We start from the raw sequence: 24,672 nt of genomic DNA, 5'->3' as shown, positions 1-24,672 counted from the left end.
TCACTATGAAAGGAAAGCATACAATGACTGCACCTATTACCGTTATTGCGCAAATTAAGCTCGCAAAGGGCAAAACCGAGAAAGACCTGCTCACAGCCTCCGATGCCTTTGAGGTTGGCTTCGCCTCAAAGCAACCCGGCATTCTACGTCGTGAACTCGTCCGTAAACCCGACGGGACTTATCTAGATGTCGTCAAGTTCCGAAGCGCCAATGACATGGACGTCGTAATCGAAAAAGAAAAAACCTCAGAAATTTGCCATGCATTTTTTTCGGTAATGGACATGACCGATGAAGAATTCGAAGTGTGTCAGTCGTTGAAGACCTACGAATAGCACCTCTCCTCCACAACATGATGAAAGGGTTTAAAATGAGACTTCACCTGGAGGGGATAGCAATTGGAGTGTTGGCCGGATTACTGGATTGCGTTGTTTTTGTTTTGTCCGGGCCAGTCAAACCCGCTGATTTGGCCAGTGCAATTGCAGTCTGGACAATGGTCGGTTGGGCGATCCATACCTCAGCGGATTTACCGGTGCATCCAATCATCAAGAGCATTGGATTGTGTCTGCTCTTCAATATCCCTTGGTTGATTGAGTTTGTCTTCATACATGGTCAGTCGGACCTTCTTGTCCCAATTCTCGTGATGGCTGTCGTTTTCGGAGCAGCTATTGGGTGGTTGTCCCAGACCATCAAGGGACGGCGCCTTATTGTATGATAGACCCGGCCTGGGCCGGACGCGCCCTTCCACCCAGGCCAACTCCCAGCACAACTTAGAAGTTTGATCGTGCTAGGCCCGCCGCTTGCTTCCGGTCAACCTTATCGCGAACACTGGCCTATACTCTCTCGTGTATGATGCGGTGATCCTTTCTCCTTTTTCAAAACAACCTTTCACTAAAACGGGCGGACGTCATAACTGTTCATCTGGAGCCGAACTCATGCGTTGGCCTTGACCGCCCCCAACGATACAATTTTTGATCAATAGGCTTTAGTCAGTTAAACAGTGGGCAGGTTGTTGCAACAGTTTCACACCAAAAGAGTCCGTTGCAGTCATTTAACAACGCACAGGCCTCGTAGGGTGATATCAGGTACGACTTTCACCAGCAAAGCTGCTGGCTCACTTTACTGACTTTGCGTAAATCACTTGCTTTAAGTGAAACAACTGCGCCATACCTCAGCGTTGAGACTCAGGGTTCTCACATCATGCCGGGTGGTTTTCAGCACATAGCCCTCAAAACCACACGAGATGGTGTTTAGTAAGAGAGATTTTATTAATCGGGAGATTGTCTTCATGCGTTTGATCATAGCGATCCTACTTCCATTTGTTGTGTTCTTCACAATCAACCGTCCGTTTCAGGGGATCTTCTGTCTTTTGCTTCAGCTCACGCTGATTGGCTGGCTACCAGCTGCAATTTGGGCTGTGTATGCTCTGGGGCAGTACAGGACCGATGAAAAGATCAAAAACATGCATCGCTCCAGCTGAAGGCTTCCGGTTAAGCCGGCTATGCAATGAAAACGAGACGGCCTGCTCCCTTTTAAAGTGTCTTGGGCTCAGGCCATCAGCCTGGCGGCTGCCATCAGATCAACAGCAGATCGGCAAGTGTTTGTGTGGCTCTGCCAAGCCATTTTAAAAAACGCAAAACCGCGCAAAAAAACGGTAGCTACGTCTGATCATATAAAAATGATTTAGGCGGTTGATATTATTATGTTTTTATCAATCTGACAGGTCACTTAAAAAGACCCTATAAACATAGCAACGCAAACGAGCGCACGACGTCACCTTCTTCCAGCAATAATCATAAAATAGATTGTCCCCTCAGATAGAGCTGGTTCTGAGCTTGCAATTTTGTGCTCTGATAGTGCTGATCAGACAGATCAACTCGATGAGCCAGCAATTAAAGTCCACAGCTAACGCGTTGGAGTAAGAGATGAAAAAGTCAGATGACCAACCCACGGCCACCTCGCATGACAGCCATTATGGGACGACAGCTGGGTACATGCCAGGGTTTGGAAATGACTTTGAAACCGAAGCGTTAAAAGGCGCGCTCCCCCAGGGGCGCAACTCTCCACAACGCGTGGAATATGGACTATACGCCGAACAACTTTCCGGTTCACCTTTTACCGCGCCCAACAAAACGCTCGAACGCTCCTGGCTATATCGCATCCGGCCATCTGTTAAGCATCTGAACAGACTAGAGAAAATATCACTACCCTATTGGAAGTCCGCACCAAACATCATCCGCGATATAATCTCACTCGGCCAATATCGCTGGGACCCGGTTCCCTTCCCTGACAACCAACAACTCACCTTCATCGACGGAATCCGCACCATGACAACAGCTGGAGACGTCACCCTCCAGATGGGAATGGCCACCCACGTCTACCTTGCCAACTCCGATATGGTGGAGGATTTCTTTTATAGCGCCGATGGCGAACTGCTCGTTGTCCCCCAACTTGGACGGTTGAAAATCACAACTGAGCTAGGAATTATTGATCTGGAACCACTCGAAATCTGCATTATTCCACGCGGCATCCTGTTTCAAGTGAGCCTGCCAGACGGAACGGCCAGAGGGTTCATTTGCGAAAATTATGGTGCAAAGTTCACGTTACCACACCGTGGGCCAATAGGCGCTAACTGCCTTGCAAACCCTAGAGATTTCAAAACACCCGTCGCCCATTTTGAAGATATAGAAAAGCCCCGGCACGTCACGGTAAAGTGGTGCGGAGAGTTTCACAAAACAACGATCAACCACTCCCCTTTGGATGTGGTTGCCTGGCATGGAAATTACACACCCTACAAGTACGACCTACGCCACTTCTCCCCGGTCGGCGCCATCAGTTTCGACCATCCTGACCCATCCATATTTACCGTACTCACCGCCCCCAGCGCCGAAGAGGGGACGGCCAATATCGACTTCGTCATCTTCCCGCCCCGCTGGCTCCCACAGGAAAATACCTTCAGGCCACCGTGGTACCACAAAAACATCATGTCCGAGCTGATGGGCAATATATGCGGTCAATATGATGCCAAACCACAAGGTTTTGTGCCCGGCGGCATCAGCCTTCACAACTGCATGTTGCCTCACGGACCAGATAAGGACGCCTTTGAGAAAGCCTCCTACAGCAGTTGGGACCCGTTAAAGCTTGAAGACACGATGAGCTTTATGTTCGAGACTCGCTTCCCACAACAACTTACTGAATTTGCAGGTAAAGATGCGCCTCTTCAAGACGACTATGCAGACTGCTGGGCCGGCCTCAACCGCAAGTTTGATGGCACACCCGGTGTGAAATAACGGTTTTTCACGGCATATGTCGAATTTTCATATGTAACGCCAGAAATTACAGGTATTCACATTAGTGAAGCAATGCGCTATTTTGTGTAACAGTTTTTCACGGAGTTAGTGCATGAGTAAGACTTTTTCACAGGCCGTAACAGTTTTTCGCGAAAGCTGGCTCCCAGTGCCTGCGACTCCCGCTGGGTATGCCGCGCTAATTGATGCCTATGACCTTCGTGTCCCCATCCCGCACACTTTATACGCAATCGGAGACCGTCACAAGATCATCGAAAAAGACGGCTGGCATATTCTCACCCCCCGCCACGCCCCAGAACCGACACTGCTTGGGCACCTCACCTTTGCGTTAAAAAATGAGGGGTTGGACCTTGCAGTATTGAAGCGGCTCTTCCTTGCCTGTGGCCCAAAACCAATTGAGGAAATGGTGAAGTCACGTCCAACGGGTCGCTACTCCCGCCGGATTTGGTTTTTATATGAATGGCTTACGAATGACTTGCTTGATTTACCAGCGGTCGAAACTGGCGCCTATGTCGACGCACTGGATACGGCAAAACAGTACGGCGGAACTCCCATCGCCTCACCGCGCCACCGTGTTCGCAACAACCTACCAGGTACTCCGCTCTTTTGCCCTCTCATCTTCCGCAGGAAGGAGTTGGAGGTTTTTCAGCAAGCAAACCTCCAGCAAAAGGCCATGGAAGCTGCCGCCTCCGTACCAAAAGACCTGCTTGCACGCACCGCAGCCTTTCTCCTGCTCAAAGACAGCAAGTCGAGTTTCGAAATAGAGGGCGAACGACCTGCCCATGACCGCATTCAACGATGGGGCCGCGCAATTGCGGAGTCGGGCAAAACGCCGCTCAGCATTGAAGAGTTTCTTCGTCTCCAGCGCATCGTCATTGGGGATGATCGCTTCGTGCAACTGGGATTCCGCGAAGAAGGCGGCTTTGTCGGCATACATGACCGCGAAAGCCATATGCCCGTTCCGGACCACATCAGTGCAAAGCCGGAGGATTTATCAAGCCTCATGAAAGGCATGATTGACTTTGCGCAAGACCATGCAAAACACTTGGATCCCGTTCTCGCAGCAGCTGTCCTCGCTTTTGGTTTTGTGTATGTGCACCCCTTTGAAGACGGAAATGGTAGGCTGCACCGTTACTTGTTCCATCATGTCCTTGCACAGCGTGGCTTCAATCCAGCCGGGGTCGTGTTTCCTGTGTCCTCCGTTATTTTGGAACGGATCGACGACTACAGGCAGGTTTTGGAGGACTATTCTACGCGTTTGCTCGGTAAAGTTGACTGGCAGCCTACACAGCAAGGCAATCTAACGGTAACCAATGACACCGCTGACTTCTATCGTTTCTTTGATGCAACGGCTCATGCCCAGTTTCTTTACGCTTGCGTAATGCAAACAGTTGAACACGATCTGCCCGAAGAGGCCCGCTTCTTACAGAGCCATGATCGCTTTCAACGTGAACTCAACGAAGTCGTAGATATGCCGGCCCGTCTTGCAGATCTCCTCTTCCGATTCTTAAACCAAAACAATGGAAAGCTCTCTGAACGCGCCAAATCCAAAGAATTTGCTGCACTTACGCTAGAAGAAAAAGAGCTAGTCGAAAATATATATACGAGGTGCTTTGATGAAAAAATATAAGCCAAATCAATAAGGGTCCGCCAAATAATCTTGAGATAAGTCTGCAGTATCTAACGAACCTCATCGGCGTTTTATAAACTGCCGAACGCATTAACAAAATAAGATTACATTAAGATAGCAAGGAATCGCCTCGTGTAATTCGCCACATACTACTTGTGATAGCAACAAATCAATTGGGACATATATACTTTAAATATTTAAATAATAAAAATTGAACTACTTACTTGAAGGAACATATTCGCTAAAACAAACACCAGATACAAATATAAATTTTGATCGATATTATGTAAACCCTAGTTGTTATCGAAATAACACACACATGCATTCTTGAGAAAATACGTAATAACGAATCTTGGATAAGATCTCGAAGGTCAATAAAAAGCTGCAATTCAATAAGCTCAGAATATAATTATTTGCACCATGAAAACTCAAGGAAACTAATCAATTTTACACCTCTAAGATCCCGTAATTAGTCTCTTATTAATAAAATATCTGTTGATGTGGCTTTTTTTGGAACCCCAATCGCAGCAAGGTAATATACTCAACACTAACTTTTACTGCTGACATCATGAATTGGGGTGGTGTCTTATAAATGAATGGGCTTTGCTGCGTGTTGGAAATTGTAGGTTTATCTGTTCGGGTACCGGGAGCTTCAAATAAGGAAGCATTATGGCACTTATTGCGTTCTGAACAGAACAGTATTTCGAAGATTCCCTCGGACCGCTGGTCGCACTTCAGATACCTTCACCCTCGCATTTCCGAACCGGGTAAAGCCTATACGTTTAAGGCCGGTGTTTTGGAAAACCTTTGGGATTTCGACCCAACAGCTTTCGGAATCTCTCCGAGGGAAGCGGAGCAAATGGATCCGCAGCAGCGAATTTTGTTGCAACTTACCTGGGAAGCTATTGAAGACGCAGGCATTTCACCTGATGTCCTGGCCGGTGACCAAGTGGGTGTTTACGTGGGTGCGTCTGCCCTTGACTATGCCAATGAAAGCTTATTTGATCCTAACGTTGCAACCGGTCACTTTATGACTGGCAATACGCTTTCCATTATTTCAAACCGCCTCTCTTACATTTATGACTTCAAAGGGCCGAGCTTCACAGTCGATACGGCTTGTTCGTCATCCTTAGTCGCGCTCCATGAGGCATACCGCGCCTTAAACTCTGGAAGAATTGATTGCGCGATCGTCGCAGGCGTCAACGTGCTGGCAAGCCCCTTTCCTTTTGTTGGCTTCGCGCAAGCGACAATGCTTTCGTCAGATGGGCAATGTAAGGCCTTTGACGCCAAAGGAAATGGTTATGTGCGCTCAGAAGGTGGGGTCGCACTTGTCATCCGTAGAAAAGATGCGCCTCGCTGGAAAGGCCAGCGCTCGCATGCAGATATTGTTGCCGTTGATGTAAACTCGGATGGACGCACAGTTGGCATGTCCCTTCCATCCGATGTGGAGCAGGCAAACCTCCTCGAGCGTATTTACAAGTCGCACGACATCGATCCTAACCAGCTGGCGTTTATCGAAGCGCACGGCACTGGAACGCGTGTTGGCGACCCTGCCGAAGCCGGCTCAATTGGGCGAACACTGGGCCAAAAGCGTCGTTCTCCTTTGCCGATTGGTTCCGTAAAAACAAACGTAGGCCACCTTGAACCAGCCTCAGGCCTAGTTGGATTGGCAAAGTCTGTCCTAGCACTTCAACACGACTATTTCCCAGCCAGCTTGCATTTTGATGAACCAAATCCGGATATCGACTTTGACGCATTGAACATTAAAGTCGCCAGCAAAGGGGTTGAACTCTCTCGTGATTCAGGCACCAGATATGCTGGTATCAATTCCTTTGGTTTCGGTGGTACAAACGCACACGTCATAATCCGTGATCCAGAAAACACCAGTGATAATGTTCGGCAAATCGCTGACCGCCAAGAAACCAGTTCCTGCTTGCCCCTTTCAGCACCAACAAAGGAAGCGTTGCTGGCACTTGCTGAAAAATACGTGCAGGACGATGTGATTAAAGCGAACAACGTCAAGCAAGTTTGCGCCGCGAGTTATCACAGGAAACGCGGGTTTCAAGAAAAGGCGATTATTGTTGGAGATGATGTAGATGCGTTAAAGGCTGCTCTTGTCGATTTTGCTGAGAGCAAAAAAAACGCAAACGTAATTTATTCCAATAAGGCAGCATTCACTGGAAAGTGCGCATTTGCATTCTCAGGAAACGGAGCTCAATGGGCCGGAATGGGTCTCGATGCTTATGCTGCAAACCCGACTTTCAAACGAACCTTCAAAAAAATTGACAAGCTCTTTGAACCCCTGTCTGGCTGGTCCCTAAAAACTGAGCTCTTCAACCAAGATCTTGAGATCGGTTTAAAGAAAACAAGCGTTGCGCAGCCGCTTTTATTTGCTGTGCAAGTGGCTCTTTGTGATGCGCTGGCAGATTACTCATTAAAACCAGATATGGTCCTTGGGCACAGTATTGGTGAAGTTGCGGCAGCCCATATATCAGGTGCTCTGACCCTGGAATCTGCCGTAAGTCTTGTCTATCACCGCTCAGCAGAACAAGAAGTTGTCGCAGGCCATGGAACGATGGCAGCTCTCGTCCTACCAGCAGATGAAGCACAAAAACTGATCGCAAAAAGCGGTTTCGATTCCATCGAAATTGCCGCTGAAAATAGTCCAAAATCCGTTAGTTTGTCAGGGACTAAAGAGGACTTAGACGGGTTTGCAAAGTTTGCCCGTGCAAACCATGTTGCATTCCGAAAGGTCTCGCTGAACTATCCATTCCATAGTCGATTGATTGAGCCCGTTGAACACCCATTCAGGAATGCAGTTGGAACGGTTGCAACACACACAACGAATGTCCCCTTCATCTCAACAGTCACGGGTGCAGTTGCTGATGGTCTTGAGTTAACTGATGACTACTGGTGGCGCAATCTACGCCGGCCCGTTTTGTTCTCTAAGGCTGTGGCGACGGCAATTGATCTTGGAGCTCAAACGATTGTTGAAATTGGACCCAAGCCAATTCTGCAAAGCTACCTACGTCAAGTGCTTGCTGAAAAAGGCGGGAAAGGGTCCGCGCTTGCAAGTCTATCCAACGAGTCTCATGGCGACACCGACCCAGTCCTTAACCTAGCTGCTCGCGCATTCGTGGCAGGCATCACAGTTGATACTGAAAAGCTCTTTGGCAAAAACCCAAGTGAACGCGTAGAGTTGCCTAGCCTACCATGGCAGAACAAGCCTTATCGCTTCGAAAACAGTGGCGAAGCAAATATGGGCATCTTCCGAGGAGGAGACCATCCTCTATTGGGATGGCGTCCAAATGCAAACTACAACCTTTGGACAACGCACCTAGACCGCTTCACTGTTCCATTCCTCGAAGATCATGTGATCAACGGCCAGATGATCTTCCCCGGTGCTGGCTACGTCGAAATGGCCTTGGCTGCTGGTGCATCACTTTATGGAACGGCATCCGTTGAACTAAAATCCATGGATATTCTGCAGGCGCTCGTATTGAGCGATGACTATCTGATGGAAGTTCAAACCGAGATCTCAGAGGAAACAGGCACTGTTCAGATCTCCAGCCGCATGCGTTTGAGTGGCGACGACTGGACCTTGCACGCAGTTGGGCGAGTGCGTAAGCTCGAAACAGCTCCTCCAGAAATTCAACTTGATTTTGAATCTGCCAGCCTCATCAATACGGGTGAAGAGATTTACGACGCAGCTCTTACTTACGGCCTCCAGTTCGGACCAAGTTTCCAACGGGCGCAGAATGTATCGCAGGTTGACAAAGGAACGTTCATTGTCCACCTAGCAGCGCTCGAAGAGCGTGAGAAGTGTTCTCCTTTCGGACTTCATCCGGCTGAACTGGACGGTTGTTTCCACGGGTTGCTCTCATTGTTTAAAGAGACGACTGCGCATAATAGCCGCCCCAAAGCTTATGTACCTATTTTCTTTGACAAAGTACGCCAGTATCAATCAGGTATTTCGCCTGCATATGTTCGTATTCAGGTCAAGCGTGCGTCTAATCTCTCAATTCTGGCAGACTTCCAGATCTTTGATGAAAATGACGACATCATTGCAGTTATTCTAGGTGGTCGTTTCAGAGCGACCGAGCTTGGTCGACAAGATAATCCCTCTGATCTGGTTTATCGCGTTGAGACTGCATTGCAACGTGACCCAGCAAAACCAATCGAAAGGCTCAACCACAGCTTCCCTCCGATTGAAGACTACGTTGCAAAGAAGTTCCAAACTGTTGAAGACGAAGCCGAACGCGAAGCGTATTTGCTGTTGAATGCAGCTGCTCAACGAACAGCATTTGATATCATTTCCCTATTTGCTGATACCGAACAGACGATCACGATCGAAGATTTGCCTGTCAACAACCGCAGGTACTTTGTGAACCTTCTGACGATTTTGCAGGAGGCAGGAGCAGTCACCGAGTGCGGGACAGGCCTATTTGATCTTAACAGTGACTTTGAGCTGCCAGAGTTTGATTTGCTGGTTGAAAGCGTGTTGGAAGAAAGCCCGCAAGACATTGCAGCAGCAACCATACTCGCGAGCACACGCCAACATGTACTGAGCTGCTTAAAACTGGCTGGCCTTGAAGACAGTAGCTTTGAACATTCTAGCGCTATGTTGGAACAGTATTGGTATTCGTCACCTGAAGCCCAAACACGGAGCCAATGTGTTTCCCAGTGGTTGAAAACCTCCCTTGCCAATTGGGATACCGATACGCCTCTCAAGGTACTTGATTTGAGTGGCTCTGGTCTCAATCTGGCAAAAGATATTCAACAGTCTCTTCCGGACCATGTCACGCAGATCTGCATTGCAGATAGCAACCACAAAAGTGCTTCTCGCCTGTCCGCCAGCGTTCTGGATGAACCAAACATCATGGTCTTCGACACCAGTAATGAGGGCAAAAACCACACTTGGGAAGCAGTGCTGGAGCACGCGCCGTTCGACATCATTGTGTCCTCTGGCCTTCTACACGCAGCAAGTCAAAGCGAACCAGATCTGTTTCACAAGTTAGGGCACGCACTTGTTGAAGGAGGTCAGCTTATTGCAATCGAACCTCCAGCAGATGTCTTCCATGACGTAGCCTTTGGCTTGTCGCAAGATTGGTTCTCAGGCTCGATTGCAGATGACTACCCTGTCGGCCCGTTAAAGACGAGCAACGATTGGGTAGCGGAAATTGGCGCCAAGTCCTTTGAAGAGCTCGTTGCCATTGAAGCTCTAAAAGATGGCACATCCATTTTGCTTCTACATGCCTGCGGAAAACCAACTGAAACTGAGGAAATCTCAGATCATCCGGAGACGACACCTGACAATAAAGCAATGATCATTCTGGCAGGTCAGGCTAAGCGCGAGCAAGAAATTGCCAAGGCAATACAAAATGATCCACGTTTAGCCTCTTGCAACGTCACACTGCTGGATGCCGATAGCGAAAACTACGATCTGTATACGGCGAGTGGCTGGAAAAAGGCTCTTGTGGGCTCCGACTTCCTAGATGCCGACATGAAAACAATCGTGCATCTATATGGCTTGACAGAGACCGGTGATAGCCCTGTCGATCACGTGATTAAGCGCTGCGTAAGCTGTGTTGGGCTTGTCAAAGCATATCCAGGTCTTGCTGGTCAGCTTACACTTGTTGCAGCAGGAGGCAGTGGGCTTAATCCGACGCTAGCTACACCAGTCCAAACTGCAGCATGGGTATTTGCCAGGGTCCTAGGAAATGAAGCGCCGGAACTTTCACCGCTCGCATTTGACGTTTGCCTTGATGATGAAAACTCTAGTATCGCATCTGATGTTATTGAAGCTCTCGGCGACAAAAATGACGAGAATGAGTTCCTGCAGCAAAAAAAGAATCACGTCGTCTCGCGTGTGAAGTCGGGCTTTGGTCAGTCTTCCTGGAAGCCTGCTGAAAATGTGGAGCTAACATTCGCTGAAGCAGGCTCTTTGAACCAGTTGACTTGGCAAGGTCAGCAAAGAGTCGACCCGTCTGAGGATGATGTCGAGATACAAGTTGCAGCGACTGGTTTGAATTTCCGCGATGTTATGTGGACACTTGGCATGCTTCCCGAAGAAGCGCTGGAAGATGGATATGGTGGGCCGAATCTCGGCTTGGAAGTCTCTGGTGTTGTCACGCGCGTCGGCGCGAATGTTGCCGGACTTGCTGAAGGCGATAAAGTGGTCGCTTTTACATCAGGTGGCTACTCATCATATGTCACATGTCCAAAATTTGCGGTAGCGAAGCTTGAGCAAAGCCAGGACCTTGTTGCTGCAGCGACCTACCCCGTTGCCTTCTTGACCGCTTATTATTCACTCGTCCACCTTGGAGATCTCAAAGAAGATCAGTGGGTTCTCATCCACGGTGGTGCTGGCGGTGTTGGTCTTGCTGCGTTGCAAATTGCAAAGCATATTGGCGCAAAAACGATAGCAACTGCTGGCTCAGACGAAAAACGAGAAATTCTTCGGTTACTCGGGGCAGACCATGTTCTGGATTCCCGTAGTCTGGAGTTCCCTGATCAAGTCATGGAGCTGACGAACGGAAAAGGTGTGCATGCCGTGCTTAACTCGCTCGCGGGTGAAGCAATGGAAGCCAGCATCAATGTCGTTCGTCCATTCGGTCGTTTCCTAGAACTCGGAAAACGAGATTATTACGCGAATACCAAGATAGGCTTGCGTCCTTTCCGTCGGAATGTGTCCTACTTCGGGATCGACTTGGACCAGATTCTGCTCCACGATAGTGAGCTGGCACGTGAGTTGATTGAGGATGTCTTTGCGCTGATCAAAGACGGTAGTTTGAAGGCATTGCCTTACCGCCAGTTTGACGGACGCAACGTACAAGATGCCTTCAGGCTCATGCAGCGCTCTGGTCATATTGGAAAAATTCTGATCACCCCTCCAAAGCCAGAGCTCGTAAAAGTTCCACAGGAGCGGAAGTCGCTTGCCTTTTCTCCTGATGGTCATCACGTCGTCATTGGTGGCCTTGGCGGTTTTGGCTTGGAAGTTTGTCGCTGGCTTGCCGATAACGGGGCCCGCCGCATCACCCTCACCAGCCGCTCCGCCAATGTAAGCGAGCAACATGAAAGACTATTTGAAGCGCTTGCAGATAAAGGCGTTACTGTCTCGGTACTGAGTTGTGATGTAACCGACAGATCAGCTGTTCACTCGTTGCTAAACGAACTCCGTCAGTCGGCACCGATAAAAAGCATTACACACGCTGCCATGGTTCTCGACGACGGAATTATTCAACAGCTTGACGAGCAGCGATTCCGGAAAGTTCTGGAACCTAAGGTTCAGGGCGCAAGTTTGCTTGACGAATTGACGAGGCAGGACGAACTAGAACAATTCATCTTGTTCTCCTCAGCAACAACGATGATTGGAAATCCAGGGCAGTCTCATTATGTCGCTGCGAATGGGTACCTTGAAGGCCTTGCCAGAGCCCGCCGCAGGTTAGGTAAGCCAGCTATTGCTGTTGGCTGGGGCGCCATTGGCGATGTAGGGTTCCTTGCAAGAAACACAGATGTTTCAGACAAGCTTTCACGCCACCTTGGCGAAGCAACCATCAAAGCGCGCGAGGGTCTTGATATCCTCAAACGCGTGGTGGAACAGGATGATGGCGTTGAACAGAACGCAGTTGTGCATATTGGACGCTTTGCATGGGCCGCAGCTCACCAATCGCTATCACTTTTGAGCAAACCGTTGTTCCGCGAGATTGTTGGTCGCGCTGACGGAGATAATGAGAGTGATAGCGCCACAGACATCCGTTCTCTCATCGAAGACAAGACTGACCCTGAAGCAAATGAGATTGTTGCGCACCTTCTCGCGATTGAGATCGGACGCATCCTTCGGTTGCCCGCAGAAGATATCTCACACCAGCGTCCGCTCGCTGAGTTTGGTATGGATTCGCTAATGGGCCTTGAGTTGCGTATGGGTATTCAGAAACGTTTCAATCTGGAAATTCCGCTGGTTTCCATCTCTGGTGGAACATGTTTGGATGACTTTGCTGCTCAAATTCTACAGAAGATTCGCAAGCGTGAAAACGGAGACATGGCGGCGGAGGATAGCTCACACAGCGTGCTAGCAGGCCAGCACGTTGCTGACGACATGGATGATGCGCAAAAGTCCGCTGTACGCGACATTCTCGACACCCATCACGATAAAACCGTAAGAATTTTAAACTAATGGCAAAGTCAAACAAGAAAAAGTTAAGCACGGATGAACGGTCCATAGCTTTAAGCGCTGTACGGCGTTTAAAAAATGCAGCACCGAAACAATCCACGCCCAAACCTCAACAGGCTCGGGCAACTGCTCCGAAGTTTGCCGATCTACCAGGGTTTAAGGAGATCGGACTGCAGAAGGCGGCAGCTGAACTTTTAAACATCGACAACCCCTTCTTCCGTGCACATGAAGGGCGCGCTGGAGCGACGACGCAAATTGATGGACAAACCTATCTTAATTTCTCCTCCTATGATTATTTGGGCTTAAACGGCCACCCCAAGGTTCAAGCAGCCGCTAAAGCAGCAGTGGATCACTACGGAATCTCGGCCAGCGCAAGCCGTGTCGTCGCCGGGGAACGCGTGATCCACACCGAACTCGAAGAACGGATTGCGCACCTGCACGGCGTAGACAGTTCTATTGCTTTCGTCAGCGGACACGCAACCAATGTCTCAACCATTGGTCAGCTTATGCAACCAGACGATCTCATCGTGCATGATAGCTATATCCATAATAGCATCGTCACTGGCGCCAAACTGTCAGGCGCGGTTCGTCAGTCTTTCCAGCACAACGACTTTGATGCACTCGAGAGCATTCTTGAACTGCGTGCACACAAACACCAGCGCACTTTAATTGTCGTTGAAGGCGTTTACTCGATGGACGGTGACTACCCGGACCTTCCCCGTCTAATCGAGATCAAGAAGAAATTTGGCGCTTGGCTCATGGTCGATGAAGCACATTCCATTGGCGTATTAGGCAAGACTGGCCGCGGGATTGCTGAGCATTTTCAGGTTGATGCACGTGATGTTGATATCTGGATGGGAACCTTTTCCAAAACACTTGCCGGGTGCGGCGGCTATATCGCGGGTTGCCACAATCTAATCGAATACCTCAAGTTTACCGCCTCAGGCTTTGTATTCAGCGTGGGTATCGCGCCTCCAATAGCAGCTGCCGTGTGTCAGGCGATCCGCACCATGCGTGATGAACCGTCACGGGTGGAGGCAGCACAGGAAAATGGCCGCTACTTCCTCCAACAAGCTCAAGCAGCTGGGTTGGATACGGGTGTTAGCCAAGGCTGTGCTGTCGTACCAATGATGATTGGCGACTCACTTAAAGCGACTGTGCTGTCTGATCGCTTGCTCAAGCGCGGGCTCAACGTTTTACCGATCATCCACCCCGCTGTACCAGAAAAATCAGCGCGGCTTCGGTTCTTCATTACATCCGAGCATACGAAAGATCAGATCGACCTTGCAATCAAGCTGATCAAGGAAGAGCTACGCAGTTACGAAAATGAGCCGGTTTCTCTCCAACAGCTTATGTCAGCCTAGCGATAAATCGGATATAGAATCAGCGTTCATAATTAAAGCGCTGATTCGCCAAGCGGCGTAATTTCCATGGCAATAGCTTTCCGAGGCGAATGCTTAACGCAAGCTGCCATGGAAAAGCATAGAATGCTCTTCGCCGACCAATAGAGGTCTTAATCCTGAGTGCAGCCCCATCAGGTGTGTACTCAAAGGGCCGCCAGCTCTTAAACTGATCAGCCATTGGTGTGGATATATATCCAGGGCAAATCACAGAAACAAACACGTCCCACTGATGTAAGTGGTCACGCATCGCCTCACCGTAAGCGATGATACCTGCTTTTGAAGCACCATATGCAGGACCATCGGAAATAGGCTGCATCCCTGCGAGTGAGCTGACCAGAGCAATCCCACCGTGTCTCCGCTGCTGCATAAACGGTGCCACCGCTGTCAGCAGATTAATCGCTCCTCCCAGATTTGTAGCAACTTGAGCATGCGCAATTTCAGCGGTTTCAACAGTCCCGTTCACGCCGTGAGAGCCCGTGATCCCAGCATTTGAAATTACCAAATCAAGTGGCGTCTCTTGCTCTAGTAGTTCAACCCATTCTTGAACTGATTGCGCGTCACAAATATCGAGTGGTTTCCAACGTACCCGACAGCCTGTTTGCTCTACTGCGCCTACGGTTTTCCGGAGCCGTTCTTCGTTACGCCCCGTTAAACAGAGCGTAACTCCTTCTCTTGCATAGGAAAGCGCCAGGGCCCTCCCAAGACCAGAGCTCGCCCCGGTGATGAGAATCGACTTCGGGATAAACATCAGCAATATTCTCCTAGCAACAAAACTTTTGCGTGTGGTGGCAAACAGATCCTTAACGCACAATGCCTCTTTGGAACACTTGGGTGAAAACTAAACTTTCTCCAAGAAAAACAATAGATAGCAGCATCTGTATCGAGTCAAAGGTTTGATTTCTCACGGCGGATCGAGTAATAATCAACTCGTATTCAAATTGAGTATATTTGACAAGTTATTCCCGGCCCGCCGGCACAATGGATAGAAGTTTCATGCATTTAATTCGTACTCTTGCTCAGTCAGAATCTGTTCCAGGAACTTCCAAAATTTTTAAAGCCATTGCAATTGCCGCGCCGCTTCTTGGTTTAGTCTCAGGCTGTGGGGTGCTTCCTTCTGCTGGGCCTATCACCTCCGAAATCCAAGCCGCCTCATCCGATCGTCGCGAGAAACCCTTCGATTTCCACTTGATTGAACTGGATGAGGAAGTCGTTTCAGTCTTGTCCTCTTATCAACCCAACGGTTTGGCAAAAGTCTTTCAAGGTGGGAAATGGGCCCCTAAACACATCGTCGGCGTAGGTGATACGGTCTCGGTCGTCGTCTGGGAACAGGGCAACGATCGGCTATTTACGCCAACCGGGCAAGCCGGAGGCGTTGAACTTGGACCATTTATGGTCAATCAAAGCGGAGCTATTACGATCCCGTATGTTGGGAAAGTGCATGCGAGAGGCAAGTCTGTAGAGCGGCTTCAGGAAGCGCTTCAGGTTGCGCTCGATCGTAAGGCAACCGACCCTCAAGTCATTGTAACATTGAAACAAAATGCAAGTAGCCTCGTCACTGTCAACGGATCCGTTCGGCAACCAGGGCAATACCCACTGAAGTTAAATGGTGAGCGACTTCTAGATGTCGTTGCAAATGCAGGCGGAAACGCATCTCCTGCCTCAGAAAGCTATGTATCTGTTGCACGAAACGGCCGTCAAGCAACACAATTGTTGAGCTCAGTGTTCTTAAACTCAGACGAAAACGTCTATATTCGCCCGGGAGATCGGGTATTCGTTACCCATGATCCTCAAACGTTTACCGCGTTTGGATCTGTCCCAAAAGTTGGCGAATATCCAATTCAAGCTTCCAACGTTTCTCTGGTTGAAGCCTTAGGCCGCATCGGTGGCCTCGACAAAAACTCTGCAAGTGCACAAGGTCTATTTGTTTTCCGATACGAAGACCCACAGGTCATCACCCAGCTTAAACCTGAGTATGTAGGCACGAATCCAGGCCAAGTTCCTGTTATTTATCGTCTTAACATGAAAGATGCGCGGTCCTATTTTAAAGGTCAATTATTTGCCCTACGTGACAAAGATGTTGTCTACGTTGCCAGCTCTTACGGTGCAGAACTGAACAAGTTCATCCGCATTTTAGGCGGGACATTAGCGATTGGCAGGGCGGCTACCAGTTTCTAAGCCTGGGGAAATCCTGCCGATGTAAAGGCATCCTCCTCAATTTGAAGCTAAAATGAACTTCTCAAATTTCGATCCCGTGTTATGCTTGCGGGAGACCAGCTGCTTTCCATGCTTAGCGTTCAGATTGAACTATCAAGCTTGAGTTAAAGTGATAATTTCGAAAAGGTGACGACCCGCTATGGAAAAAGGGACAACAGCAAAAGTTGCGGCGGTTCTGCCTGCAGCCGCGGCTAACCCTGATAGTGCAAAACCACCGCAAAGCGGCAAGGTGGCTCAACCAAAGGCAGCTGCCACGCCAGCGAAGAAGCAAATTTCTCCAAAGAAAGTTGCTTCTATCGTCGCACTGCCTATCGACAAGGCGAGGCAGACGATAACCGAAGAAGCTAAGGGCTTCTTCGAATTTCGCGGTTTAAGGCCTCAACAATTCAGGCGGAAGGTCTTGGCGCTGTCCTTCGCTTTAATGGTGCTGCTTCCGAGCTTACTTGGTACAACCTATTTCTTATTGATTGCATCGGACCGCTATTCTTCAACCATCGGCTTTGCCGTTCGCGGCATGGATGGGTCATCTGCAGGCGGAGATTTCCTAGGCGCTTTAACGGGCCTTGCGAGTGTAGGGACAACCACAACTGACTCCTTCATCTTGATGGACTATATGCAAGGCCGCGAAGTTGTCGCAAAATTAGCCGCGGACGAAGGTATCATTGAGCATTTCGGCGATGACAACGTCGATTTTCTTTACCGACTTGATCCCGGCCTGCCGATCGAAGACCTAGTTGACTATTGGCAGGGTATGATCGCAACGAGTTTTGACAATACATCAAGCATAATTGAAGTTGAAGTGCAGGCGTTTACGCCTGAGATGACTGAGCGCATTGCCTCCCGCGTTCTTTCCTACGGTGCCGATCTCGTCAATACGCTTTCCCAAAATGCGCGTAAAGATGCGGTGAAGTTTGCTGAAGAGGAAGTGCGCCGCTCAGAGTTGCGATTGAAAATCAGCCGTATGCGAATGAAAGATTTTCGTAGTACTCAGAGCTCGATAGATCCAACGCGTAACGCAGAAGTGCAGATCGAGTTAATCGCGGGATTAGAAAAACAGCTTCTTGACACGAGATCACGCCTTGCAACCCTCGTCGGAACCATCGATGAAAGTTCGCCTACCATTCGCCAATTGCGAAAGCAGGAAAAAGTTCTAATTGAGCAAATCCTGAGCAAGCGCGATGAGATAAGTGGAGTTGGTACTGATCGACTGCGTCAAGTCCCGCAAGGTGCTGATCGCCTTTCCTCCTTGTCCTCTCTCCTGGCTAACTACGAAGAGCTTTTGGTCGAGCAGGAATTTGCACAACAAGCCTACACAGCGGCACTTGCCGGTTTGGAACGATCTCGCGCTGAGGCCGACCGTCAACAAAGATACCTTGCGGTCTTTAACCCTCCATCAAAACCGGAGGAAGCCATCTATCCACGCCGCCTGACCAACTCACTCCTTCTCTTCCTCGGGTTATTTGCGGTCTGGGCGCTTGCGACTATGATCGCTTACTCCATTCGTGATCACCTCAAGTAGGATGCGGGCATGGAAGGTGTAATCACTACTCAAGCAAGAGTCATTGGGGCTCTCGTCCTTAGAGAAACCAGGACAGCATTCGGCGACACGCAACTAGGTTATCTTTGGGCAATCGTTAATCCTGCTCTGAGTACTCTAGTGCTTGTGATGATTTTTTCCGCTATTGGCAGATCACCCGCCTTTGGGACAAGCTTCGCCTTGTTTTTTGCAACGGGCGTGTTGACCTTCCAAACATATTCAAGACTTTCTGGCTCTTTGATGACTGCGATCAACTCTAGTCGTGGGCTGTTAAGCTACCCGCTTGTTCACGAAGCTGACCTCCTAATTTCGAAGTACATTTTGATCACGCTGACTTACCTTATGATCATTATTGTATTTTTTACACTGATTATTTGGTGGGATAACGCAGCGTTGCCGGTTCGTCCAGAAGAGTGCGCCTCCGCGTTTCTTGCCGTGTCTCTGCTCGGTTTAGGCGCGGGCGCAACAAATGCCGTGCTCTTGCGACTGTGGCCAACTTGGAAACAGATCGACGGAATCATAAGTCGGCCTCTCTTTTTTCTATCTGGCATATTTTATGTTCCGAGTGATTTTCCTTCTCATATCGTAAAAATTCTTGCTTGGAATCCAATTTTACACGGTGTGGAGTGGTTTCGAGAGGGGTATTATGGCAACTACGATAGTGTTGTCCTAAGCAAACCTTACCTTTTGACCTGTGCTATAATTCTTCTGCTAGTCGGGTTTTATGGCGAACGTCTTTATAGGAAGAAGTCACACTGATGATTGAGTTCCAAAACGTTCGAAAGACATATCGCCTGAAAGGAGTCACTAAAACTATCCTCCACGGGCTAACAGCAAAATTTCCCAAGGGAAAAAATGTAGGTATCCTCGGCCATAACGGGGCAGGCAAATCCACACTAATGCGTCTCATCGCGGGAGCTGAGTTACCTGATAGTGGACGTATCAAAAGAAACGTGAAGGTATCTTGGCCGCTCGGTTTTGGTGGTGGGTTTGCTGGTAAAATGACCGGGATCGAGAACACGCGATTTGTGGCACGCATGTATGGTCAGGACACTGAGCGGATGGTGGAGTTTGTTGAGGATTTTTCGGAGCTTGGCCCCTCCATGAGCCTTCCAATCCAAACTTACTCAAGTGGTATGAAAGCTCGTCTGGCCTTCGGCGTGAGCATGGCAATTGATTTTGATTGCTATTTGATCGATGAGATCACCGCCGTCGGCGATGCACGATTTAAACAAAAATGTAATGAAATGTTTGAATCGAAGCTTAAACACTCGAACATCATTATGATCTCTCACTCTGAAGGGACGATCAAGAAATTCTGCGATACTGCCTGCCTTCTTCATGAGGGACGGCTGAAAATGTATGATTCTCTTGCTGAAGGTCTCGCTCAGCATCGCAAAAATCAACTCAAATAGTTGAGTGGACTTGGTATGACGGCCCGTTCAATATTAATTTTGCAATCCCACCCTTCTGGATTTTGTCGGTCGTTACTCAAGGAGTTCGAAGGCGAAGACGTCGCGTGCAAGGTTGTTAACTTTTCGCTCAGTGATTGGTATTTCCGTTTTGGTACTGGTGCTGTTAACTACTTTGGTCGTTTGAAAAAGTGGCAAGACAAGCTTGAGACGCTGATTGTCGAAAACGACATTACAGACATTATTTATTATGCAGATCGGCGGCCATACCACCGGGTGGCGCATGATGTTGCGATGCGGCGCGGGATCAACACATTTGCCTACGAATTCGGGTACATGCGCCCTGACTGGATAACACTTGAGCGCGGCGGCATGGGTGTTTACTCTCACTATCCCAATGACCCGTTGCAAATAAGGTCAAGTGCTGCGGACTTACCTGAGCTGGAGGCTCCTGGTCCTTTCCCACACTCTTTCTTAGAGGAAGCGGTCAATGAGGTGATCTGCAATCTGATTCCGGTGTTCTTTCCTTACCTGTTCCCCTTTTATCAACGGGATAGATATTATCACCCATTCAGGGACTACTTCAGCTACATTCCACGGTTGATTCGTCAAAAACGGCTTGCGAAGGAAGCTGATGAGACGATCAGCGCGCTTGTACGCGATAAAACCGAGTATTTTGTCGTGCCTATGCAGATGCAAGGTGACTACCAGATCAGGCATCACTCGCGCTATAAGCATCTATCGAGTTTCATCAGAGAACTCTACAGCTCATTTTCTGCAAATTCGGATGCCGGCAGTAAACTAGTTTTTAAACTGCATCCGTTTGACAACAACGTTGAAAAGTGGCCGAAAGTCATCCGACAGATAGCGGAGGAGTTCAGGTGCTTAGACAGGACATTGATCATCGATGGTGGCGACCTGAATCTACTGCTTAGGCATTCTCGTGGTTGTGTACTGGTTAACAGCACAGTCGGCATGGAAGCTTTGAAGACTGGGGTACCTGTTAAGCCCATGGGTATTGCAATCTATGATATTGCCGGGTTGACCGATCAGGGCACTTTGGACAATTTTTGGGAAGATCCGCTTCAACCAGACTCTGAACTTTATCACGACCTAGAAAAGCTGATGGGACATACCATTCAGATACATGGCAGTTTTTACAATCTGGAAGGCCGCAGGATTGCTGCAAAAGAGTTTGTGAAACGTATCCTTGAGGATCGGGTCAACGGACACGGCACTTTTGTTGAAGTACCCCCGCGTCTTGCAACAGCCAAGGCAGCAGGTGTTCCGATACCTGCAGATTGTTACTGGAGTGATAAATGACTTCAGACAAAACACGCTCTGTCCTGCTGCTACAGGGGCCCCTTTCGAAATACTACGCTCGCACAGCCCATCATTTAGTAGCTCTTGGTGCTAAAACGCTGAAAGTCCACTTTTGCGGTAGCGATGTATCTGATTGGGAACAGAGCGATGCTGTTCGCTTCACGCAAAAGCCTGACACGTGGGCACTCTTTCTGGAAGCGTTGATCGTTTCCAACGGCATTACAGATATACTCCTTCATGGCGATCGCAGGTTTTACCACCAAGTTGCTATAGGCGTAGCGAAACGGTTGGACGTGAACATTATCGCGACTGAACTCGGATATCTGCGGCCCGATTGGATGACAGTTGAATTTGGTGGGTGCTCCGCCCTCTCCTACTTCCCTCAGAACAAAGATGAGTTGATGGCGTTGCAAACGCCGGTGACCGCTGACACAGCAGAGCTATTGTACCCAGGTAGTTACAAGCAAATTGTGCTACAGGAGCTGGGCTTTACATTTTATAACGCATTGTATGCCAGAAAGTTTCCGTACTACCTCAATCATCGCACCGAGCCGCGGACCCAGGTTTACGGCGGCTGGCTGAAAGCAAGGGCACAGTCCAAACGCCAAAAGAAAGCTGCAGATGCAGCCTGGAAGCGTTTAAAGCAGGACGGTACTCCCTATTACCTGTTTGCCTTACAGCTCAATGGTGATTTCCAGATAAGGGATCATTCACCGTTTGCTAGCATTTATGAGGCCATTGACAAAGTCATAGAGTCTTTTTCAAAAATTGCTCCTGTGGGAACCTTGCTGGTTTTCAAAAGTCATCCCCTTGAATACCGTTTTAAAGAGCTCTCACGTGCAATCGCGAAGGCGAGTGATAAACACGGAGTTATGCAGCGCACACAACTCATTCATGGCCGCTCTATAAAGGAACTCGCTGAAGCTTCTCTCGGCCTGCTGACCATTAACAGCTCTGCTGGCATTGAAGCATTGGAATATGGTATTCCAACCTGCTGTATATTGCCAACTATATACGACATTGACGGACTCACACATCAGGGAGATTGGGAGGACTTTTGGTGTTCCACAACTCCCCCAGATCCCACCGTATTCCTTAAGTTTATTGAAGCGTTGAAGACGGTCAATCAGGTTCGCGGCACGCTCTATAATGCGCAGGGTCTGGAAGCTGCTGCAAAAGGGACCGCAGAGAAGGTTCTCTGCAGCCCCTACATGGAACGGCCGGTGCAAAGTGCCGAACCACCAAGACTAAAAAAGGCGCAGACGATGGGCGTTACATACGAGTACTTCATGTAGATAGGGAATACGGATGCAGATCTGCCTCATATCGAGCGCCAGTGTCTATACAGATGCCGCGTTACACTCCCTCCTTCGCCATCCAGACATTAAAATTACGAGTTTGGTGGAGTGCACAGCCATCGACGGGACCCAGGGCAACTGGCGAGCCTACAAAAAACTCATCTCGCGTTCTGGCCCAATCTATACCGGCTACTTAGGGGCAGTCACCAAGCCTGCCTGTCGGCTTCCTCATGTTCCAAAGTGGAAGGCCATGCCGGTTTGGTCTCATAGCCTTAATTGCCCTATCCTGCGCACAAATGATGTGAGTTCCAAAACAACACTCGATTTCTTAGAGGGCTGCAAACCAGATATTTTCCTGAGTGTTCACCTTGGCCAAATTCTACGGGTTAAGTTCTACGAACGCTTTGGCGGCAAAACCTATAACATTCATCCCGGAAAACTCCCCATCTTCAAGGGCCCAGATCCAGTCTTTGATGCAATCATGGATGATGAAAAGAGTTTCACCGTTAGCTTGCACGAGAGCATTCAAAAGATAGATTCAGGGCTGGTCTTGGCAGAGCAGCGTATAGTGCCTCAAAAGAGAACACTCTTTAGAACTAACCTTGAACTCTTCAGCAAAACCGGCAACCTCGTTGCCTCTCATTTTCTAAATAAGAGTGATTGCCTACCAACCGAAGACGATCGGCCGGCACGCTATCGCAGTTGGCCAACCAACCGCGACGTTCTTAAGTTTCTGGGACGTGGAAATAGGCTTTGATCTTAAGCGGGGAGAGCCACTGAAAGACTTCTCCTCCTTCCTAATTCTTTTGTTAGTTTCTTTTCTGGGTTTGATCTGCCGCTTTTTCTTCATCACGAATGCGTTGCCGCGACAGAGAAAACAGCCCAGCTCCAACGACAATACCTGCACCCAATATCGTAGTGGCAATTGGTAGGTCAGAGAAAACTAGAAAACCAATCGGGATGGACCAAACCAACTGAAGGTAATTGAAGGGCTGTATGTCGCTTGCCTGCGCCAAGGAGAGTGCTTTCATAAGCAGAAAGTGTGCGGAGGTACCTGTCACACAGATGCCTAGCAACAAAACCCACTCAACCTCGTCAAAAGGCATTATGTGTTGCGATCCAACTATGGTTGAGATCACCGTGCCTATAATACCGACATACAAAAACGATGTCAGCGCACTGTCATCCTGACTCACAACCCTGGTCAACAGTTGATAAAGTGCGAAGCTAACCGAGCCTGCCAAGGCAACCACCGCACCCCATCCGCCGATGTTTCCGTCTGGTTGCAGCATGATCAATAGCCCAGACATTCCCGCAAGCATCGCTAGCATACGGCGCCACCCTACTGTTTCACCAAGGAAAACCGATGCAAGGCCAGTCACTATCAGTGGGTGCACCTGAAAAATCGCAGTAACATCTGCCAATCCAAGCATACTGAATGCGAAAGTGATCAGGCAAATCTCACCAAACAACAAAATGCCGCGAATAATCTGGAGCACAGGGCGTCTGGTGCGAACGACAGAATAAAAGCCCTGTTTGCTGATTAACGCCCAACCAACTGCGATGGCAAGTAGAACCCAGAAGCGCACCATAAGGATGAACCAGACTGGGTGATCTGACACAAGCTGCTTGGTAATTGCGTCCTGCGCGGCAAAAATCAGCGTTGATAGTATCGTGAGGGCGATACCCAGATTTCGCTTTGCGAGAAACTGAGCCATATCCTGTCCTTGCTTGCAGCACAAAACCGCTGACTAGAAACGACTAGAAAGCTAATCTACGAAGAGGTGATGGGCTGGAAAGAAATATTAAGCGTCCGCTGACACTCAATATGCACCTATACTTAGACGACTCAGAAATCAAACTCAAAAAACATCGCGGCCATTATTAATTGCAAAAGGCTGGGATCGTGCAATTTAAAAACCTGCGCTCAGCAGCTTTCAGCGCTTTCGCTGTAGCGACCAGTTTTTTCACAAACATTGACGAATTTCGACAGAAGGGCTGCCACCAATGGAAAAACAAAGGCACTAATTACCACGGCCAACGCGAACGCAATAGAAAAGGACTTGAACCACAAAAACATGAAGTCCGCAACAAATCCAAGATTAACAACCAACATTGAAAATGACATCAACATACTCATAAAGAATGAAATGCAAATGCGAAGCAGATACCCGTAGGTACGAGGGGAAACGTTCATACACATCTCTCTATTTTTATTTGGCTTCAAAATATATGAACTCAAACAAATTTGTCAAGGGCAGAAAATGGCCTGTCTTTCAGCCGGTAATCCCCCCATTTATGGAGGAGTTTGGTAATAGAGCTATGCCGCCATTTTTAGTTTTGTTGCGGGCGTAATGCCACCGATGGCCATGTTGGG

General features: G+C 48.8%; 17 protein-coding genes. 14 read left to right on the top strand and 3 right to left on the bottom strand.

Going from position 1 to position 24,672, the window contains the following annotated elements; genetic code table 11:
• The first annotated feature begins 23 nt into the window (after positions 1–23).
• The 7 genes from BMZ51_RS21830 (at position 24) to BMZ51_RS21800 (ending at position 14,472) form a co-directional block, all read left to right on the top strand.
• A complete protein-coding gene (locus BMZ51_RS21830; protein WP_068006890.1) occupies positions 24–332 on the top strand; it encodes a hypothetical protein in 309 nt (102 codons plus the stop codon).
• Positions 333–367: 35 nt separating this feature from the next.
• Positions 368–712: a hypothetical protein gene (locus BMZ51_RS21825; protein ID WP_139201452.1), complete on the top strand. Its 345-nt coding sequence runs from the start codon at positions 368–370 to the stop codon at positions 710–712.
• A gap of 573 nt (positions 713–1,285) precedes the next feature.
• Positions 1,286–1,477 carry a YqaE/Pmp3 family membrane protein gene (locus BMZ51_RS21820; RefSeq protein ID WP_068006903.1) on the top strand — a complete coding sequence of 64 codons (192 nt, stop codon included), beginning with the start codon at positions 1,286–1,288 and terminating at the stop codon, positions 1,475–1,477.
• Between the two features lie 445 nt (positions 1,478–1,922).
• Positions 1,923–3,287, top strand: coding sequence for a homogentisate 1,2-dioxygenase (hmgA, locus tag BMZ51_RS21815; protein ID WP_068006887.1), 1,365 nt, complete (start codon positions 1,923–1,925; stop codon positions 3,285–3,287).
• A gap of 112 nt (positions 3,288–3,399) precedes the next feature.
• Positions 3,400–4,935, top strand: a complete 1,536-nt coding sequence (locus tag BMZ51_RS21810; RefSeq protein WP_068006885.1) for a Fic family protein — start codon at positions 3,400–3,402, stop codon at positions 4,933–4,935.
• Between the two features lie 592 nt (positions 4,936–5,527).
• Positions 5,528–13,111: a type I polyketide synthase gene (locus BMZ51_RS21805; RefSeq protein ID WP_074882332.1), complete on the top strand. Its 7,584-nt coding sequence runs from the start codon at positions 5,528–5,530 to the stop codon at positions 13,109–13,111.
• Positions 13,111–14,472, top strand: a complete 1,362-nt coding sequence (locus BMZ51_RS21800) for an aminotransferase class I/II-fold pyridoxal phosphate-dependent enzyme (protein WP_068008788.1) — start codon at positions 13,111–13,113, stop codon at positions 14,470–14,472. The genes BMZ51_RS21805 and BMZ51_RS21800 overlap by 1 nt, the downstream gene beginning before the upstream one ends.
• 19 nt (positions 14,473–14,491) lie before the next feature.
• Here the strand turns inward: BMZ51_RS21800 and BMZ51_RS21795 are convergent, their stop codons facing one another.
• A complete protein-coding gene (locus BMZ51_RS21795; protein WP_068008785.1) occupies positions 14,492–15,259 on the bottom strand; it encodes an SDR family NAD(P)-dependent oxidoreductase in 768 nt (255 codons plus the stop codon).
• A 245-nt stretch (positions 15,260–15,504) separates the two neighbouring features.
• Between BMZ51_RS21795 and BMZ51_RS21790 the strand changes: the two genes are divergently transcribed.
• The 7 genes from BMZ51_RS21790 to BMZ51_RS21760 all read left to right on the top strand — a co-directional run bounded on the left by BMZ51_RS21790 (position 15,505) and on the right by BMZ51_RS21760 (position 23,052).
• Positions 15,505–16,686 (top strand): polysaccharide biosynthesis/export family protein, encoded by a 1,182-nt coding sequence (locus tag BMZ51_RS21790; protein WP_068008782.1) that lies wholly within the window; start codon positions 15,505–15,507, stop codon positions 16,684–16,686.
• Positions 16,687–16,864: 178 nt separating this feature from the next.
• A complete protein-coding gene (locus BMZ51_RS21785) occupies positions 16,865–18,244 on the top strand; it encodes a KpsE/RkpR family capsule polysaccharide export protein (protein ID WP_068008779.1) in 1,380 nt (459 codons plus the stop codon).
• Positions 18,245–18,253: 9 nt separating this feature from the next.
• On the top strand, positions 18,254–19,021 hold the full coding sequence (locus tag BMZ51_RS21780; RefSeq protein WP_068008776.1) for an ABC transporter permease: 768 nt from the start codon (positions 18,254–18,256) through the stop codon (positions 19,019–19,021).
• The gene (locus BMZ51_RS21775) at positions 19,021–19,677 is read left to right on the top strand and encodes an ABC transporter ATP-binding protein (protein WP_068008773.1); all 657 of its coding nucleotides are present in this window, start codon (positions 19,021–19,023) and stop codon (positions 19,675–19,677) included. Before BMZ51_RS21780 ends, BMZ51_RS21775 begins: the two co-directional genes overlap by 1 nt.
• A gap of 15 nt (positions 19,678–19,692) precedes the next feature.
• Positions 19,693–20,997 (top strand): capsule biosynthesis protein, encoded by a 1,305-nt coding sequence (locus tag BMZ51_RS21770; protein ID WP_068008770.1) that lies wholly within the window; start codon positions 19,693–19,695, stop codon positions 20,995–20,997.
• The gene (locus tag BMZ51_RS21765) at positions 20,994–22,292 is read left to right on the top strand and encodes a capsular biosynthesis protein (RefSeq protein ID WP_068008768.1); all 1,299 of its coding nucleotides are present in this window, start codon (positions 20,994–20,996) and stop codon (positions 22,290–22,292) included. Before BMZ51_RS21770 ends, BMZ51_RS21765 begins: the two co-directional genes overlap by 4 nt.
• 13 nt (positions 22,293–22,305) lie before the next feature.
• A complete protein-coding gene (locus BMZ51_RS21760) occupies positions 22,306–23,052 on the top strand; it encodes a formyltransferase family protein (RefSeq protein WP_068008765.1) in 747 nt (248 codons plus the stop codon).
• A 52-nt stretch (positions 23,053–23,104) separates the two neighbouring features.
• Here BMZ51_RS21760 and BMZ51_RS21755 read toward each other — a convergent pair whose 3' ends face one another.
• Together BMZ51_RS21755 and BMZ51_RS21750 are read right to left on the bottom strand one after the other, a co-directional pair.
• Entirely contained in the window at positions 23,105–24,013 is a 909-nt protein-coding gene (locus BMZ51_RS21755) for a DMT family transporter (protein ID WP_068008762.1), read from the bottom strand.
• A 209-nt stretch (positions 24,014–24,222) separates the two neighbouring features.
• Positions 24,223–24,492, bottom strand: coding sequence for a DUF2798 domain-containing protein (locus BMZ51_RS21750; RefSeq protein WP_068008757.1), 270 nt, complete (start codon positions 24,490–24,492; stop codon positions 24,223–24,225).
• Positions 24,493–24,672 lie beyond the last annotated feature (180 nt).

Source organism: Pseudovibrio axinellae, assembly GCF_900110875.1.
GTDB lineage: Bacteria > Pseudomonadota > Alphaproteobacteria > Rhizobiales > Stappiaceae > Pseudovibrio > Pseudovibrio axinellae.
This window is presented reverse-complemented; position numbering and strand designations above follow the sequence as displayed.

Bases quoted from the DNA above. Each gene is read 5' to 3' on its own strand.
- BMZ51_RS21750 (WP_068008757.1), bottom strand. From the start codon at position 24,492: ATGAACGTTTCCCCTCGTACCTACGGGTATCTGCTTCGCATTTGCATT.
- BMZ51_RS21810 (WP_068006885.1), top strand. From the start codon at position 3,400: ATGAGTAAGACTTTTTCACAGGCCGTAACAGTTTTTCGCGAAAGCTGG.
- BMZ51_RS21805 (WP_074882332.1), top strand. From the start codon at position 5,528: ATGAATGGGCTTTGCTGCGTGTTGGAAATTGTAGGTTTATCTGTTCGG.
- BMZ51_RS21765 (WP_068008768.1), top strand. From the start codon at position 20,994: ATGACTTCAGACAAAACACGCTCTGTCCTGCTGCTACAGGGGCCCCTT.
- BMZ51_RS21780 (WP_068008776.1), top strand. From the start codon at position 18,254: ATGGAAGGTGTAATCACTACTCAAGCAAGAGTCATTGGGGCTCTCGTC.
- BMZ51_RS21800 (WP_068008788.1), top strand. From the start codon at position 13,111: ATGGCAAAGTCAAACAAGAAAAAGTTAAGCACGGATGAACGGTCCATA.
- BMZ51_RS21830 (WP_068006890.1), top strand. From the start codon at position 24: ATGACTGCACCTATTACCGTTATTGCGCAAATTAAGCTCGCAAAGGGC.
- BMZ51_RS21790 (WP_068008782.1), top strand. From the start codon at position 15,505: ATGCATTTAATTCGTACTCTTGCTCAGTCAGAATCTGTTCCAGGAACT.
- BMZ51_RS21770 (WP_068008770.1), top strand. From the start codon at position 19,693: ATGACGGCCCGTTCAATATTAATTTTGCAATCCCACCCTTCTGGATTT.
- BMZ51_RS21785 (WP_068008779.1), top strand. From the start codon at position 16,865: ATGGAAAAAGGGACAACAGCAAAAGTTGCGGCGGTTCTGCCTGCAGCC.
- BMZ51_RS21795 (WP_068008785.1), bottom strand. From the start codon at position 15,259: ATGTTTATCCCGAAGTCGATTCTCATCACCGGGGCGAGCTCTGGTCTT.
- BMZ51_RS21775 (WP_068008773.1), top strand. From the start codon at position 19,021: ATGATTGAGTTCCAAAACGTTCGAAAGACATATCGCCTGAAAGGAGTC.
- BMZ51_RS21820 (WP_068006903.1), top strand. From the start codon at position 1,286: ATGCGTTTGATCATAGCGATCCTACTTCCATTTGTTGTGTTCTTCACA.
- BMZ51_RS21825 (WP_139201452.1), top strand. From the start codon at position 368: ATGAGACTTCACCTGGAGGGGATAGCAATTGGAGTGTTGGCCGGATTA.
- BMZ51_RS21755 (WP_068008762.1), bottom strand. From the start codon at position 24,013: ATGGCTCAGTTTCTCGCAAAGCGAAATCTGGGTATCGCCCTCACGATA.
- BMZ51_RS21760 (WP_068008765.1), top strand. From the start codon at position 22,306: ATGCAGATCTGCCTCATATCGAGCGCCAGTGTCTATACAGATGCCGCG.
- hmgA (WP_068006887.1), top strand. From the start codon at position 1,923: ATGAAAAAGTCAGATGACCAACCCACGGCCACCTCGCATGACAGCCAT.